Raw genomic sequence first — 14,167 nt, forward strand, 5'->3', positions numbered from 1 at the left:
TATTTGAAGGCGACCCTGGAAGCCATCGCCGCCGGTCACCCGGCCAGAAGGATCGACGAGCTGCTACCTTGGAACTTCACCCCGTCAAGCTGAACAGGCGTGGGGTGGCGACAGCGCTTACCCCGGAAACAGGGAGGTGTGTCCCGCGGCAGTGGCCGCAGAAATGGCTGCTCACCCTCTCCTGAGGTGGAGGAAAGGGGGCAGTAACCCGGGGGATTCGACTGGGGATCGACATGGCGGCTGACCGCGCCAGTCTGTCTGCTTCACTCCAGGGGGGTCGTAGCGTGGTCACTGGCGGTGATGTGACAGCGGACCTGACTGCCTAATTTGGGGGAGCTACTGCAGCCCACGTCGCCCGGGGTGCAACAGCATGTCTTCAGGCCAGAAACATCAATGAAAACGGGCCTGACACCGGAAAGGCGTCAGGCCCGCGCTTTGCCCAAAGGGCGACGTTTAGAATTCGTAGTTCAGGCCGACTTGCAGTCTGTGGCTCTCGTAGTCGCTACCAATCGACCCAGTGTAGCCGCCATAGAAAACAGACCCGCTGGATGCGCTGGACGCCAGCTGCGTTTCAAAGCCCAGCTTGACGTCAACCCAGTCGTCATCAAGCCCCTGGACCGGCAGTGTGGCGCCCGGCAGACCGATAAACCCGCTGCGTACGGCGAAGTCACTGCCCGATGCAAAGGTGTATTCCAGGCCACCGGTAAGCGTGGTGAGCCCCTGGGACCCGGCAACATCGTATTCACCGCGGAAACCGACCGACCCGAGAACGATGTCGCTGGATAGGCCATCGACGTTCAGGTTCCAGGCGCCGGCGCCGGTTTCGTTAAAGGCGTCAACGGACATGTCATAGTATTCGACCGAGGCCAGCGGCCCCCAACGCAACGCACCAACCTCCTGCATGTACTCGGCTTGCAAGGCGCCAAAGACCTGCGTGCCATCGGTGCTGCCCGTTGCTGTCTGCCCAAGCACATTGCGGCTCGAGTCGTATGAGCTGTCCTGATAGCCGACCAGGGCCTTGATCATGCCGCCATTGCCGAACCCGAAGCGACCATAGGCCGTCAACGAAACACTGCTGGAGTCCACCCCGCCCAGACCGTTCTGCGCGTCTGCGCTGCCGTCGGCGACCCCCAGGACAGCGCCCCAGGCGGTGTTTGCGTTCAGCTGTTTTTCAAGGCCGATCGACAGCGATGCAATATCCACATCATAGCCGACCGAGGTTGCTGTGGGATCATAAGTGGCCTGACTACCGTTCAGCGAGAACAACCCGGTCCAGCCCTCTCCCATGTGCCAGGTGTCAAAGCTGCTGTTGCGGGTGACGCTGCCCTCGGCGCCGGTCACGCTTTGCGACGGAATGGCAAAGATCGCATCGACCTGACCGCGGGATACTTCAAAGCCAAGGTTGGCGAAAGCGGGCGCAAAGCTGTAGCCGGTGCTGGTCAGTGCAATGCTGCGCTGAGCGGCGGTCATGGCCAGCATGTCGGCAATCGCCGTCTGATAGGTCGCAGCATTGCCCAGATCCAGGTAGGGCACATTGGCGGCCCCATCCAGATATCCGGCAAGCTTGAACTCGTAGGCCGAGGTGGCATTGGCAACGATCGGCGCGAATTGAGGTGCAATGCGCAATGTGAACTCACCGTCATCGATGCTGCCGACCGTTACCGTGAAATTCAGGTTTGCATTGCGCAGATCTTCGATTTCGTCCACCGCAAACAGACCATTGGCCTGCGCCGCGGCGACGATGTCCGCGGGCACCAGACCACCGTCAACATAGCCGAGGTCTGCCACGCTGACGCCCAGTGCTGTCGCCAGTTCAGTCAGGCGCGCGTCGATGTTGGCAGCGGTATCCAGCGTGCCATACGTCCAACCGCCGTTGGAGAGATCGTTCCATGCCACCAGAGCCGACTCGTCGGTCGGATCATTGTTGTCGTCCCAGAACAGCCCGTCCGGCGTCATCGTGTTGTCGATGAAGGAGTCGCCGAAATTGGCCAGATATTCTGTGTTACTCAAGGCGCCGAAGGTCAGTGCGTCAACGCTAGTGGTCGAGGCCAGGGATGCCCGGCTGCTTGAGAAAAAGCCGATTTCGCCTTCTTGCCCGCCGGCCCCGAACAGCCCGTCTGGCAGCCGTGCGCCAATGCCGATATCTGTCGCGTTGAGATTGAACAGAACAGCATCCGACGGGGCAAGGGTGCCCATCGCATTGCCATTGGCATCCAAGAGCTGCAGAGAGAATCCGGTCATCCGGTCATCCGGGCGCCGGTGAAGTTGGAGGTCTTACCGAAAGTGAAGTAATCGACGGTTGGGTACGTTGCGCTGGCAACGGTCCGGATGCGCATGTCGAAGGGCGAAGGACCGGTCAGCTGCGTTTTGACACGTTTGCCCGAACCGCCTGCGGAGTCGCAATAGACGCCGTCTTGGCTGGCCATCAGACAGTTGGTCACATCTCCCCGAGAGGTCAAGTTGGAGAAGTCCGTGATGATTTGCTCGAATGGATCCACGTAGGTGAACCCGCCAGATCCATCCGGCACCCGCGTACGGGTAAAGGTCACCGCCTTCACCCCGGGAGGGTCGATACCCTCATCCGGATCCGCGAAGATCAGGCCGTCGCCGCTGGTTGCGATGAGAGGATCATCAGGCAGTAAATCGGCGGACGCCGCACCTGCAGTCAGTATCAGCAACGCCGCAGGAGCAACCGTCCCCAGCTTCCAGAAATTATTGATGGATCTCATTTTGAGCATGCCCCGTCGATTCTCAATTTTGAAGTATGCAAACTTCAGTGTAACAACTGACGCGAACAATGAATTCGAATATTGATATGTGTCAACCGGGTAGCCAGTACGACCGCGCGATCGTTGCTACATCACAACAATGGTGATGCCCCCAAATGGTTATGCTCTGGCCCGGCGTGTTGTGGCACTACATCGCCACGAAAGTGTTTTGGAACAGGCAATAGCCCGTCTAGGGGCGCGGATACCGTCAGCGTATGACAGCTTTTGGAAATGGAAACTTATTGTCTGGGGTCATCATCAATCCCCGATTGTTTCGTGCTACAGTCACAAATCAGGGAATTAATGGCGGAGAGACAGGGATTCGAACCCTGGGTTCCCGTGAAGGAACAACGGTTTTCGAGACCGCCCCGTTCGACCACTCCGGCACCTCTCCGCGGGGGGTGAGCGGCGGTTTAATGTTGAATTCTGATGGGCGCAAGGGGGGATTTTCAACTTCTTGAGGGAAAGTCGATTTTTCATTGTCTGTCAGACAATTTCCCATAGATTCGTGGGTATGACACATTCTCTTCTAAAATCGCTGGCGTCGCTTTGTGCTGCGCTGTTCATTGGCGTCTTTGCATCCGGGCTTCTGTCTCCGGCCAGGGCCGCTGACCGTGCTGAAGTGACAGCTTTTCTTGAGGTCACTGGATTCGACGTGGCGCTGGACAGTATTGCGCTCTCCGCCGAAAGCGCGCCCGAGATGCTCGGGCTTGAGGCCGGGGATTTTGGGCAGGAGTGGACCCGTCTGGCCGCCCGTGTCTTTGATACAGACCGGATGCGGGCGCTGGCGCTGGATATTCTTGTTGAAACGCTGGACGACGCGGCGCTGGATCACGCGGCAGCCTTTTACGCCAGCGATCTGGGGCAACGGTTGGTCGCAGCCGAAAATGCCGCCCATATGGTTGAGGATGACGAGACCAAGCAAATCGCCGGGCAGCGTATCATAGCTGATCTGGTTCAGGACGGGGCTGACAGGCTGGCGCTCCTTCAGCGCATGACCAAGGCGGTTGATGCCGCAGATACGGGTGTCAAAGCAATCCAGCAGATCCAGTTCCGGTTCCTGATGGCGGCCAGTGCCGCCGGGGTGATTGATCTGCAATTGGATGCCGACGGTTTGCGGGCCTGGCAGCAGGAGCAGGCGCCGGGCATGCGGATGGCGCTTAGGGCCTCCAGCATGGCGTCATCCGCCTATGCCTATCAGGATTTTTCCGATGAAGAGGTCCGTTCTTATGTACGGGCGCTGGAAACGCCGCTGATGCAAGAGGTCTATGAGCTGCTGAATGCAGTACAGTATGAGATCACCGCCAACCGGTTCGAGGCGCTGGCCTACCAGATGAAGGGGTTGGGGCAGGGCGAAGACATCTAGGCGCGCCAGTTCCGGGCGGCCCTGTCACCCTTTTCCCTCCGGCCCGGCGCACGACATGTATCGGGGCGGCAATCAGTGGTTGACATGAGCCACTTTCTGGATAAAAAGCGCCCATCCCGGCCCGGAATCTCTGTGCCGGGTCTATTTGTAATACGACCCATACAAGGGTCGCGCTGTTCGAGGCGGCGAAGGTTTAAACACCAGATGCCGAAACACCTGAAGTTCAGGGGCCGAAGGACGCGGTTGAAAAAGGAAAGACGCACATGTTTGCGGTCCTCAAGACTGGCGGCAAGCAGTACAAGGTTCAGGCGGGCGACGTGCTCCGCGTTGAGAAACTTGCTGCAGATGCTGGCGAAAAAATCCAGTTCAATGATGTTCTGATGCTCGGTGGCGACGCCCCTGTGGTCGGCGCTCCCTTTGTTGACGGTGCTGCGGTTCAGGCCGAAGTGATCGATCAGATCAAAGGCGAAAAGCTGATCCATTTCGTCAAGCGTCGTCGTAAGCACTCGTCCAAGCGCACCAAAGGCCACCGTCAGAAGCTGACTCTGGTCAAGATCACCGACATCCTGGCGTCGGGCGCGGACAAATCCGGCGTAAAAGCTGCAACCGGCAAAGGCGCAACCGCACCTGCCGCACCTGCTCCGGCCGCCAAGAAAGCCGCAGCACCCGCTTCTGCCGGTTCCGACGATCTGACCAAGCTGACCGGTGTCGGCCCTGCCGCCGCAACAAAGCTGAACGACGCTGGTCTGACCAGCTTCGCACAGATCGCGGCCTTGTCGGCAGACGATATTGCTGCTATCGACGCCATCAAAGTGAAGCCCGAATGGGTTGAGCAAGCCAAAGATCTGGCTAAAGGCTAAGGAGATAGACAATGGCACATAAGAAAGCTGGCGGTTCCTCCCGTAACGGCCGCGACTCAGCCGGTCGCCGCCTTGGCGTGAAACTGTATGGTGGCCAGGCGGCCATCGCAGGCAACATCATCGTACGTCAGCGCGGCACCAAGTTTTGGCCGGGCGAAGGCGTTGGTCTGGGCAAAGATCACACCATCTTTGCAACCACCGACGGTGCTGTGACCTTCCACAAGGGCCTTAAAGGCCGTACCTTTATTTCGGTTCTCCCAGTGGCGGAGGCCGCTGAGTAAGCCGAACCCGAAGTGGCAAAAAATATTGAGGGGATCGGTGATAGAGCCGGTCCCCTTTTTCGTTTTAACCAGTAATCCGCAAATGATGTCCGACGGGCAGGGTGTTCCGGGGTGGTCCTGGAAGGAAACGCTCCCCACCGGACGAATTTGCAGCCCGGGGCTGGCGTCAGGCAGATCAGCACCTATCTTGGTGCTTTCCCGGAAAGGCCGTACCGGTCGCCGATCGACGATTGGTCTTTTGAGGAGGAGCAAGGCAATGAGTTTGGATCAGACAGACCAGCAACCGGTCATCGAGACAGAGCGGTTTTTGCTGCGTCCGCTGCGCAAATCGGACGCGGGTCTGATCGCGCATTACGCGGGGGATGAACGGGTGGCGCGGATGACCACCTCGATCCCGCATCCGTTGCCCCCCGGGGCTGTCGAGGCCTATGTGGCCCGCGCCATGGCGCCGGACCGCGAGGAGGACATTTGGGCCATCGACGGCACCCCGTCGGGCGGAGATGAGCTGAAGGGCGTGATTGGGTTGAAGCGGATGGACCGCAACCAGTCCGAAGTTGGCTTCTGGATCGCACCGGCGTTCTGGAACACCGGCTTGGCTTCCGAAGCCCTTGAGGCGCTGGTGCAGGCCAATCCCTTGGGCAATGCAGCGATGTTTGCCTCGGTGTTTCAGGACAATCCGGCCTCGGCCCGGGTCCTGATCCATTGTGGGTTCGAATACCTCGGTGATGCGGAAACCTTCTGCGTGGCCCGGGATGCGACCGTACCGACATGGACCTACAGCCGAAAACAGTGATTGGCGGCTCTTTCCTGATGGGATAAGCCAATCGCAAAACACGGGCAGGGGCGCGCATTGCCCCGGTCCATAATCGAAAGCTGCGGAGCCGCCGCATGGTGGTCTGCACGAAGGAGCTGACATGAAATTCCTCGATCTGGCAAAGGTCTATATTCGCTCCGGCGCAGGCGGGAACGGGTGTATCAGCTTCCGGCGTGAGAAATACATCGAACACGGTGGCCCCGATGGCGGCGACGGTGGCAAGGGCGGTTCGGTCTGGGTTGAGGCCGTGGACGGGCTCAACACCCTGATCGATTTTCGCTATCAGCAACACTTCTTTGCCAAGAACGGCCAGTCCGGTATGGGGCGTCAGCGCACCGGCAAGGATGGCGATGATATCATCCTGCGGGTGCCGGTCGGCACCGAAATTCTGGATGAGGATGAAGAGACCGTACTGGCGGATATGACCGAACTCGGTCAACGTGTGCTGCTGGCCAAGGGCGGCAATGGCGGCTTTGGCAACCTGCATTTCAAAACCTCGGTGAACCAGGCGCCGCGCCGTGCAAATCCCGGTCAGGAAGGCGTCGAGCGCACCATCTGGCTGCGACTGAAACTGATCGCGGATGCCGGCCTGCTGGGTTTGCCGAATGCGGGAAAATCGACCTTCCTGTCGGCGACCTCCAACGCGCGGCCCAAGATTGCCGATTATCCCTTTACCACCCTGCATCCGAACCTTGGCGTGGTTGGCGTTGATAACGCAGAGTTCGTGGTTGCCGATATTCCGGGCCTGATCGAAGGCGCCCATGAGGGACGCGGGATCGGTGACCGGTTCCTGGGCCATGTGGAACGCTGCGCGGTGCTGCTGCATCTGGTGGATGGCACCTCGGAAACGCTGGTTGAGGATTACCATACCATCGTTGGAGAGCTCGAAGCCTATGGCGGCGAGTTGGCGGAAAAGCCCCGGATTACTGCGCTGAACAAGGTGGACGCGCTGGATGACGAGGAGCGCGCCGAGGCGCATGCCGCCCTCGAGGCGGCCGTCGGCAGGCCGGTGCATCTGATGTCTGGCGTCAGCCGCCACGGGTTGACCGACGTGCTGCGCACCCTTCGCAGCCAGATCAAAGAGGATCGCCTGCGTCTGAAACCCGAGGAAGAGGAAGAGACGTGGCAGCCCTGAGCGACGCCCGGCGCATCGTCATCAAGATCGGCTCGGCGCTGTTGGTAGACCGAGCCAGCGGTCAGCTGCGCTCTGGCTGGCTGCATTCCCTTGCCAATGACGTGGCCTGGCTGAAATCGCTGGGCAAGGATGTGGTGATTGTTTCCTCCGGCTCGATCGCGCTGGGGCGCGGGGTGCTCGATCTGCCGCGCCGCGAATTGCCGCTGGAGCAATCGCAGGCTGCTGCTGCCGTGGGCCAGATCCGCCTTGCTCGTGCCTATGAGGAAGCGCTGGCACCGCATGGGATCACCACCGCGCAGGTGCTGGTCACGCTGGAGGACAGTTCGGACCGGCGCAGGTACCTGAATTCCCGGGCGACGCTGGAAACCCTGATTGGTCTGGGCGCGGTGCCCATCGTCAACGAGAATGACACCATCGCCACCGACGAGATCCGTTATGGCGACAACGACAGGCTGGCGGCGCAGGTCGCTGTAACCGTCGGCGCAGATACGCTGGTCCTGTTGTCGGATGTCGATGGGTTCTACAGCGCCAACCCCGCGATCGATCCCGAGGCCCGCCGGTTCGACCGGATCGAAGAGATCACACCCGAGATCGAAGCCATGGCCGGCGACGGGGTGTCGGGCCTGTCCAAAGGTGGCATGATAACCAAATTGATGGCGGCCAAGATGGCCACGGCGGCCGGTTGCGCCATGGTGATCACTGAAGGTTCGGCCCTTAACCCGCTGAAAGCGCTAGAGGACGGTGTTCCCTGCACCTGGTTCGTGGCGCAGGGCGATCCGCAAGCCGCGCGCAAACGCTGGATCGCAGCGATGAAGACGCGCGGCGTGATCACGATTGACGAAGGAGCCGCCAACGCCCTGATGAACGGCAACAGCCTGCTGCCTGCCGGGGTGCGCTATGTAGAGGGGGACTTTGGCCGCGGGGAACCGCTGGCCATCCTCGGCCCAGACGGGCGCAAACTGGGGCAGGGCTTGTCGCGCTATACCGGTGACGAGGCCCGCGCCATTCAGGGGCGCCAGTCGGCCGAGATCGAAGCGACGCTGGGCTATCCGGGCCGGGCTGCATTGATCCACCGGGACGACATCGCCTTCTGATCTTCTTCTATATGGAATTTCCCTCGCGGTTCGCAGTAGTCTGTGACCCGAGGACGTCAAAGGCATGATACCGATGAAAGACACCGATGATATTCAGGCTCTGATGGTCGAGCTTGGCAAAAATGCAAGGAAAGCTGCGGAAAAACTGGCCACAGCCAGTGCCGAACGCAAGGAAAAGGCGCTTCTGGCCGCAGCAGATGCGGTCTGGCAGCAGCGTGACCAGATCATCGCCGCCAATGAAAAAGACATGGAATATGGCCGCTCCAAGGGCTTGTCGCCTGCCATGATGGACCGGCTGATGCTGGATGAGGAGCGTATTCAGGGCATCGTCGATGGTCTGCGCGCCGTTGCGGGGCAAACCGATCCCGTGGGTGAGGTGCTGGAGGAATGGACACAGCCCTCTGGCCTGCGGATCCTGCGGGTCCGGACGCCTCTGGGCGTGATCGGAGTGATCTATGAAAGCCGTCCCAATGTGACAGCGGATGCCGGCGCGCTGTGCCTGAAATCCGGCAACGCGGTGATCCTGCGCGGCGGCTCCGAAAGCTTCCATTCGGCGCGCGCCATCCATGCCTGCCTTGCCGAAGGGCTGAAGGCGGCGGATCTGCCGGAAACCGCGGTGCAGTTGGTGCCGACCCGTGACCGCGCGGCGGTGCAGGAATTGCTGACCATGACCGATTATGTCGACGTGATCGTGCCCCGCGGCGGCAAAGGGCTGGTTGGGCTGGTGCAGCGCGAAGCGCGGGTGCCGGTCTTTGCCCATCTGGAAGGCATCGTGCATATCTATCTCGACAAATCCGCCGACCCGCAAAAGGCGCTGGACGTGGTGCTGAACGCGAAAACCCGGCGCACCGGGATCTGCGGCGCCGCCGAATGTCTGCTGATCCATCAGGACATCGCCGAAACCATCGGCAAGGATGTCCTGACTGCCTTGGCTACAGCTGGCGTCGAAATCCACGCTGAGGAAGGTCTGCCTGGCCCCGGGAACATGGTTGTCGCCACAGCCGATGATTGGGGTAAGGAGCATCTGGACGCCATCATCTCGGCCCGTCAGGTCGCCGATATCGACGAGGCAATCGCCTATATCCGGACGCATCATTCCCAGCATACCGATTGCATCCTGACCGAGGATGAGGCGGCTGTGGATCAGTTCTTTGCCGAACTCGACAGTGCCATCCTGATGCACAATGCCTCGACCCAGTTTGCCGATGGTGGTGAGTTCGGCATGGGCGCGGAAATCGGTATCGCAACCGGCAAGATGCACGCCCGTGGCCCGGTGGGCGCGGCGCAGTTGACCAGTTTCAAATATCTGGTCCGCGGCGACGGAACCACGCGCGCCTGAGGTTCAAATGAAACGCAAAACGCCACCCGCTGGGGTGGCGTTTTCTATTCTAAAAATCGTTTAAATCAGAAGAAGATCGAAATCTTTTCCAGCGCCTGCTCGACCTTCAGGTCGCGCTCTGCCTGCTTTGCGGCGTAGGGCAGCATCGCGAACTGGACCTGCGCGGGGGAGATCTTCACCTCTGCGTTGTCATCGCTGAGGCGCGCCCAGAGCGCATCATCCACATTCAGTTTCGGACCTTCGCCGATGACGGTCCAGTGCCCATCCGCGCAAAGCACGGTGATGGTACCGCCATAGGGCAGGGCGCTTTCCAGGCAGAGCGCGGCAAGGAAGGCCATGCGGACCTCACTGCGGCTGGATCCTTCGAGAGGGGCCCATTGGTAGCTGAGCCGCCCGCCCTTGCTGACGTCATCCAGAACCGAAACAACCTCGGCGCGGCCCATCTGCTGATCACCTGCGGCGCCAAAGGCAATGCGGAAAAACCGGATGCGGGCATTGGCATTGGTCACGCTGTCGGAAATCAGCTCCATCTCGGGACCGGACACTTCGCCAGACATTCCAAGCAGTTCAAGGCCGTTGTTGATGGCGCCGATAGGGCTGATAAGATCGTGGCAGATCCGCGACCCTATCAATGCAGGCAGATCTTCATTATCTACAGCCATGTAATATCCTCCGAATTGGGCCAACTCAAATGACTGACCTCAATGCAATCCTTTCGCCGGGCATGTACGTGAAACACCCGGAACACCCAGAATGGGGGCTCGGGCAGGTACAGTCCAATGCCGCAGGCAAAATCACCGTCAATTTTCGGGACCAGGGCAAGCTCGTGTTCGATGGACGCCAAGTGGCCCTTGTTCCAGTGTTTGAGCCATAATGGTTTACGGCCAGTTAATAAACCCATTTCGGTTTTGTTAAACTCTTGCCTGTTTCAAAGCAGATACGCTATCTGCAGAGCAGCTTCGACCACCGAGAATTCCGATGCCTGACACCCCTTCCGACTTCTCTGTGCGCCTGGCCCGGACCGAAGAAGATCTGCGCGCGGCGCAGGCACTGAGGTATCAGGTATTTGTGACCGAACTGGGCGGAGATGGGGAGCTTGTCGATCACGCGGCCGGGCTTGAACGCGACCGGTTCGATCCGTTTTTCGATCATATGCTGCTAACTGATACCAACAGTGGTCAGGTCGTGGGCGTCTATCGCCTGCTGACCAGCGACCGCGCAGCAGAAGTCGGGCAGTTCTATTCCGAGGATGAGTATGATCTCACCCCGCTCAAATCCTCGGGCCGCAGGCTCCTGGAACTGGGCCGGTCCTGCCTGCACCCGGAGTATCGCGGCGGCGCGGGGATGTTCCACCTGTGGAACGGTCTGGCGCAATACGTTGCCGAGCATGAGATAGAGGTTCTGTTTGGCGTCGCCAGCTTCCCCGGTACCGACGCGCAGGACCTGGCGGCGCCTTTGACGATGCTGCATCACAACCATCTTGCGCCGCCGGATCTGCGGGTGCGTTCGCGCGTTTACCAGCCAATGGATCTGATTGATCCGCAGCAACTGGACCGGCGCAAGGCGATGGTGGATATGCCAGCGCTGATCAAGGCCTACCTGCGTCTGGGCGGCTTTGTCGGCGACGGCGCATTTGTTGACCACACATTCAACACCACGGACGTCTGTCTGGTTCTGGATACCGAGCGGATGAACGCGCGTCAGAAACGGATCTATACCGGCGGCGGGGGCGCGTGAGCCTGCGATGAGCCCGGTCTGGCACAGTGATGAGGCGCCTGATCCGGTGCGGATCGGTCCGCTCGGGTGGATGCTGGTCTGCATCAGGGTCTTGGTGCTTGGGACGCTGGTATTCGGCGGGCTACTTGTTCTGCTGCTGGTACGGCTGATCGAATATCCGCTGTGTGGGCTGCACCGCCCCGTGACGCCTTTCATTACCCAATTCGTCTGCCGCAATGCCTTCCGGGTGCTGGGTATGGGGTTTTCCACCACCGGCGCCCTTATGCAGCAGCGCGGGGCCGTCGTGGCCAACCATACGTCCTGGCTGGATATTTTTGCGCTCAACGCGCGCAAGCGGATTTATTTCGTCTCCAAGGCCGAGGTCGCAGGGTGGCCCGGCATCGGTTGGCTGGCGCGGGCGACCGGAACCGTGTTCATCGACCGCAACCCCAAGAAAGCCAAAGAGCAAACCCTGCTGTTCGAAGAGCGCCTGAAGGCCGGGCACAAGCTGTTGTTCTTTCCTGAAGGCACCTCGACCGATGGCCTCAGGGTTTTGCCATTCAAAACAACACTCTTCGCCGCATTCTTCAGTGACCATCTGCGCGATTTCATGCATGTTCAGCCGGTATCGGTGGTGTTCTTCGCCCCCAGCGGTGCGCCGGACCGGTTCTATGGCTGGTGGGGAGATATGGAGTTTGGATCGCATCTGCTGAAGACCCTTGCTGCGACCCGGCAAGGCCGAGTTGAGCTGATGTACCACCCGCCGCTGCGCGTTGCTGATTTTGCAAATCGCAAAGATCTGTCGGCGGCCTGCGAGGCCCAAGTGCGCGCAGGCCATGAGCAGTTGCGGGCAGAGGCCGCGAAATAAGCCTTGCGCCCCTGTCAAAGGTGACTTATACGCGCGACATCGAACCCGCAGGCGGGGTTTGGGCCGATTTGGGGGAGACATCCCCAACGGCCCGCCGGTTGGAGCATACGCTCTGAGACCCCCGCCGAGGATTAAACCGGAAAAGGAAAAGATAGCATGGCTCTTCCCGAGTTCACCATGCGTCAGCTGCTCGAAGCTGGCGTTCACTTCGGCCACCAGACTCAGCGCTGGAACCCGCGCATGTCGCCCTTCATCTATGGCGCGCGCAACGGCATCCACATCATGGACCTCACCCAGACCGTTCCGATGCTGGACCAGGCTCTGCAGGTTGTTCGTGACACCGTTGCAAAAGGCGGCCGTATCCTGTTCGTCGGCACCAAGCGTCAGGCGGCTCAGCCGATTGCAGACGCGGCAGAGAAGTCGGCTCAGTACTACATGAACCACCGTTGGCTGGGCGGCACGCTCACCAACTGGAAAACCGTTTCCCAGTCGATCAACCGCCTGAAGGAAATCGACGAGAAGATGGAAACCGGTGCTGAAGGCCTCACCAAGAAAGAGCGCCTGGGCATGGAACGTGACCAGACCAAACTGCAGGCTTCGCTCGGCGGGATCCGCGAAATGGGCGGCGTGCCGGACCTGCTGTTCGTCATCGACGTGAAAAAAGAAGCTCTGGCCATCGCCGAAGCCAAGAAACTGGGTATCCCGGTTGTGGCAATCGTCGATACCAACTGCTCGCCCGATGGCGTCGACTACATCATCCCCGGCAACGACGACGCATCCCGCGCCATCGCTCTGTACTGCGATCTGGTTGCCCGCGCTGCGCTGGACGGCATGTCCGCACAGCTGGGTGCAGCTGGTGTTGACCTTGGCGCCCTGGAAGAAGCTCCCGAAGAGGAAGCTGTTTCCGAGGAAGCTCAGGCTTGATCCTGCCTGTCACAGATTTGACATCAGGGGCAGGGTATTTCCTGCCCCAATTCCGTTTCGATTTGAGGAGAGCCTAACATGGCAATCACAGCAGCACTCGTGAAAGAACTGCGCGACTCGACCGGCGCCGGCATGATGGACGCCAAAAAAGCGCTGACCGAAACCAATGGCGACATGGAAGCGGCCGTCGACTGGCTGCGCACCAAAGGTCTCGCTAAAGCCGCCAAGAAATCCGGCCGCACCGCAGCCGAAGGCCTGGTCGCTGTCGTGGTCGAAGGTGGCAAGGGCGTCGCCGTTGAAGTGAACTCGGAAACCGACTTCGTTGCGAAGAACGGCGAATTCCAGGAAATGGTTGCCGGCATCGCCAAGGCAGCTCTGAGCGTTGATGACGTCGACGGTCTGAACGCGGCCGATCTGGGTGGTAAATCCGTTGCTGACACCCTGACCGACAAGATCGCCACCATCGGCGAAAACATGACCCTGCGCCGGATGGCCAAGATCGAAGGCGAAACTGTTGTGTCCTATGTGCACAACGCTGCCGCTGACGGCATGGGCAAAATCGGTGTCCTGGTTGCAATGACCGGTGGCGACGAAGCCTTTGGCAAACAGGTTGCAATGCACATCGCCGCGGTTAACCCCGCTGCCCTGAGCGAAGCTGATATGGACCCGGCGGTTGTCGAGAAAGAGAAGCAAGTTCAGATGGACATCGCCCGTGAATCCGGCAAGCCGGAGCAGGTGATCGAGAAGATGATCGTTGGCCGCATGAAGAAATTCGTTGCGGAATCGACCCTGCTGAACCAGCAGTTCGTCGTGAATCCCGACCTGACCGTCGAGGCCGCTGCCAAGGAAGCTGGCGCCACCGTGACCGGTTTCATCCGTGTTGAGGTTGGTGAAGGCATCGAAGTCGAAAAAGAAGATTTCGCAGCTGAAGTCGCAAAAGCGGCTCAGGGCTAATCTGCCTAGACAGACTTTTAAAGGGCCGGTGGGGAAACCTACCGGCCT

At 60.0% G+C, this 14,167-nt stretch carries 16 protein-coding genes and 1 tRNA gene; 13 read left to right on the plus strand and 4 right to left on the minus strand.

Annotated elements, in window-relative coordinates; genetic code table 11:
- On the plus strand, positions 1 to 93 hold a 93-nt coding region (locus tag SM763_RS00005; RefSeq protein ID WP_490363258.1), incomplete at its 5' end, for a transposase domain-containing protein.
- Positions 94 to 453: 360 nt separating this feature from the next.
- On the opposite strand, the gene SM763_RS00010 is transcribed toward SM763_RS00005, so the two are convergent.
- From SM763_RS00010 to SM763_RS00020, 3 genes are all read right to left on the minus strand, one after another.
- Entirely contained in the window at positions 454 to 2,241 is a 1,788-nt protein-coding gene (locus SM763_RS00010) for a choice-of-anchor F family protein (protein ID WP_368996892.1), read from the minus strand.
- Positions 2,238 to 2,729 carry a choice-of-anchor F family protein gene (locus SM763_RS00015; RefSeq protein ID WP_368996893.1) on the minus strand — a complete coding sequence of 164 codons (492 nt, stop codon included), beginning with the start codon at positions 2,727 to 2,729 and terminating at the stop codon, positions 2,238 to 2,240. Before SM763_RS00015 ends, SM763_RS00010 begins: the two co-directional genes overlap by 4 nt.
- A gap of 343 nt (positions 2,730 to 3,072) precedes the next feature.
- A tRNA-Ser gene (locus SM763_RS00020) sits at positions 3,073 to 3,162 on the minus strand.
- A gap of 120 nt (positions 3,163 to 3,282) precedes the next feature.
- Here SM763_RS00020 and SM763_RS00025 point away from each other — a divergent pair.
- From SM763_RS00025 to SM763_RS00055, 7 genes are all read left to right on the plus strand, one after another.
- Entirely contained in the window at positions 3,283 to 4,134 is an 852-nt protein-coding gene (locus SM763_RS00025) for a DUF2059 domain-containing protein (protein ID WP_368996895.1), read from the plus strand.
- 263 nt (positions 4,135 to 4,397) lie between these two features.
- A complete protein-coding gene (locus SM763_RS00030) occupies positions 4,398 to 4,994 on the plus strand; it encodes a 50S ribosomal protein L21 (RefSeq protein ID WP_368996897.1) in 597 nt (198 codons plus the stop codon).
- 11 nt (positions 4,995 to 5,005) lie between these two features.
- On the plus strand, positions 5,006 to 5,275 hold the full coding sequence (gene rpmA / locus SM763_RS00035; RefSeq protein ID WP_065270309.1) for a 50S ribosomal protein L27: 270 nt from the start codon (positions 5,006 to 5,008) through the stop codon (positions 5,273 to 5,275).
- A 256-nt stretch (positions 5,276 to 5,531) separates the two neighbouring features.
- The gene (locus SM763_RS00040) at positions 5,532 to 6,068 is read left to right on the plus strand and encodes a GNAT family N-acetyltransferase (RefSeq protein WP_368996899.1); all 537 of its coding nucleotides are present in this window, start codon (positions 5,532 to 5,534) and stop codon (positions 6,066 to 6,068) included.
- A 121-nt stretch (positions 6,069 to 6,189) separates the two neighbouring features.
- Positions 6,190 to 7,224 (plus strand): GTPase ObgE, encoded by a 1,035-nt coding sequence (gene obgE / locus SM763_RS00045; protein WP_368996901.1) that lies wholly within the window; start codon positions 6,190 to 6,192, stop codon positions 7,222 to 7,224.
- Positions 7,212 to 8,318 carry a glutamate 5-kinase gene (gene proB / locus SM763_RS00050; protein ID WP_065270306.1) on the plus strand — a complete coding sequence of 369 codons (1,107 nt, stop codon included), beginning with the start codon at positions 7,212 to 7,214 and terminating at the stop codon, positions 8,316 to 8,318. Before obgE ends, proB begins: the two co-directional genes overlap by 13 nt.
- Positions 8,319 to 8,391: 73 nt before the next feature.
- Positions 8,392 to 9,657 carry a glutamate-5-semialdehyde dehydrogenase gene (locus tag SM763_RS00055; protein WP_368997492.1) on the plus strand — a complete coding sequence of 422 codons (1,266 nt, stop codon included), beginning with the start codon at positions 8,392 to 8,394 and terminating at the stop codon, positions 9,655 to 9,657.
- A 65-nt stretch (positions 9,658 to 9,722) separates the two neighbouring features.
- Here SM763_RS00055 and SM763_RS00060 read toward each other — a convergent pair whose 3' ends face one another.
- Entirely contained in the window at positions 9,723 to 10,319 is a 597-nt protein-coding gene (locus SM763_RS00060; protein ID WP_065270304.1) for a histidine phosphotransferase family protein, read from the minus strand.
- A 29-nt stretch (positions 10,320 to 10,348) separates the two neighbouring features.
- On the opposite strand from SM763_RS00060, the gene SM763_RS00065 reads away from it, so the two are divergent.
- The 5 genes from SM763_RS00065 (at position 10,349) to tsf (ending at position 14,119) form a co-directional block, all read left to right on the plus strand.
- Positions 10,349 to 10,531, plus strand: coding sequence for a DUF3553 domain-containing protein (locus tag SM763_RS00065; protein ID WP_065270303.1), 183 nt, complete (start codon positions 10,349 to 10,351; stop codon positions 10,529 to 10,531).
- Positions 10,532 to 10,635: 104 nt separating this feature from the next.
- Complete coding sequence (olsB, locus tag SM763_RS00070) at positions 10,636 to 11,394, plus strand: L-ornithine N(alpha)-acyltransferase (RefSeq protein ID WP_368946570.1); 759 nt, start codon at positions 10,636 to 10,638, stop codon at positions 11,392 to 11,394.
- Positions 11,395 to 11,401: 7 nt separating this feature from the next.
- Positions 11,402 to 12,241 carry a lyso-ornithine lipid O-acyltransferase gene (gene olsA / locus SM763_RS00075; protein ID WP_368996903.1) on the plus strand — a complete coding sequence of 280 codons (840 nt, stop codon included), beginning with the start codon at positions 11,402 to 11,404 and terminating at the stop codon, positions 12,239 to 12,241.
- A 156-nt stretch (positions 12,242 to 12,397) separates the two neighbouring features.
- Positions 12,398 to 13,165, plus strand: coding sequence for a 30S ribosomal protein S2 (gene rpsB, locus SM763_RS00080; RefSeq protein ID WP_065270300.1), 768 nt, complete (start codon positions 12,398 to 12,400; stop codon positions 13,163 to 13,165).
- Positions 13,166 to 13,243: 78 nt separating this feature from the next.
- Positions 13,244 to 14,119 carry a translation elongation factor Ts gene (gene tsf / locus SM763_RS00085; RefSeq protein WP_274828132.1) on the plus strand — a complete coding sequence of 292 codons (876 nt, stop codon included), beginning with the start codon at positions 13,244 to 13,246 and terminating at the stop codon, positions 14,117 to 14,119.
- The last annotated feature ends 48 nt before the right edge of the window (positions 14,120 to 14,167 follow it).

It is taken from the genome of Pseudophaeobacter sp. C1-32P7 (genome assembly GCF_041008775.1).
GTDB lineage: Bacteria > Pseudomonadota > Alphaproteobacteria > Rhodobacterales > Rhodobacteraceae > Phycobacter > Phycobacter gallaeciensis_A.

What these genes read in the sequence shown, in the direction of transcription:
- obgE (WP_368996901.1), top strand. Translation starts at nt 6,190, where the DNA reads ATGAAATTCCTCGATCTGGCAAAGGTCTATATTCGCTCCGGCGCAGGC.
- SM763_RS00060 (WP_065270304.1), bottom strand. Translation starts at nt 10,319, where the DNA reads ATGGCTGTAGATAATGAAGATCTGCCTGCATTGATAGGGTCGCGGATC.
- SM763_RS00065 (WP_065270303.1), top strand. Translation starts at nt 10,349, where the DNA reads ATGACTGACCTCAATGCAATCCTTTCGCCGGGCATGTACGTGAAACAC.
- rpmA (WP_065270309.1), top strand. Translation starts at nt 5,006, where the DNA reads ATGGCACATAAGAAAGCTGGCGGTTCCTCCCGTAACGGCCGCGACTCA.
- tsf (WP_274828132.1), top strand. Translation starts at nt 13,244, where the DNA reads ATGGCAATCACAGCAGCACTCGTGAAAGAACTGCGCGACTCGACCGGC.
- SM763_RS00040 (WP_368996899.1), top strand. Translation starts at nt 5,532, where the DNA reads ATGAGTTTGGATCAGACAGACCAGCAACCGGTCATCGAGACAGAGCGG.
- SM763_RS00015 (WP_368996893.1), bottom strand. Translation starts at nt 2,729, where the DNA reads ATGAGATCCATCAATAATTTCTGGAAGCTGGGGACGGTTGCTCCTGCG.
- SM763_RS00010 (WP_368996892.1), bottom strand. Translation starts at nt 2,241, where the DNA reads ATGACCGGATTCTCTCTGCAGCTCTTGGATGCCAATGGCAATGCGATG.
- olsB (WP_368946570.1), top strand. Translation starts at nt 10,636, where the DNA reads ATGCCTGACACCCCTTCCGACTTCTCTGTGCGCCTGGCCCGGACCGAA.
- SM763_RS00030 (WP_368996897.1), top strand. Translation starts at nt 4,398, where the DNA reads ATGTTTGCGGTCCTCAAGACTGGCGGCAAGCAGTACAAGGTTCAGGCG.
- SM763_RS00055 (WP_368997492.1), top strand. Translation starts at nt 8,392, where the DNA reads ATGAAAGACACCGATGATATTCAGGCTCTGATGGTCGAGCTTGGCAAA.
- rpsB (WP_065270300.1), top strand. Translation starts at nt 12,398, where the DNA reads ATGGCTCTTCCCGAGTTCACCATGCGTCAGCTGCTCGAAGCTGGCGTT.
- SM763_RS00025 (WP_368996895.1), top strand. Translation starts at nt 3,283, where the DNA reads ATGACACATTCTCTTCTAAAATCGCTGGCGTCGCTTTGTGCTGCGCTG.
- olsA (WP_368996903.1), top strand. Translation starts at nt 11,402, where the DNA reads ATGAGCCCGGTCTGGCACAGTGATGAGGCGCCTGATCCGGTGCGGATC.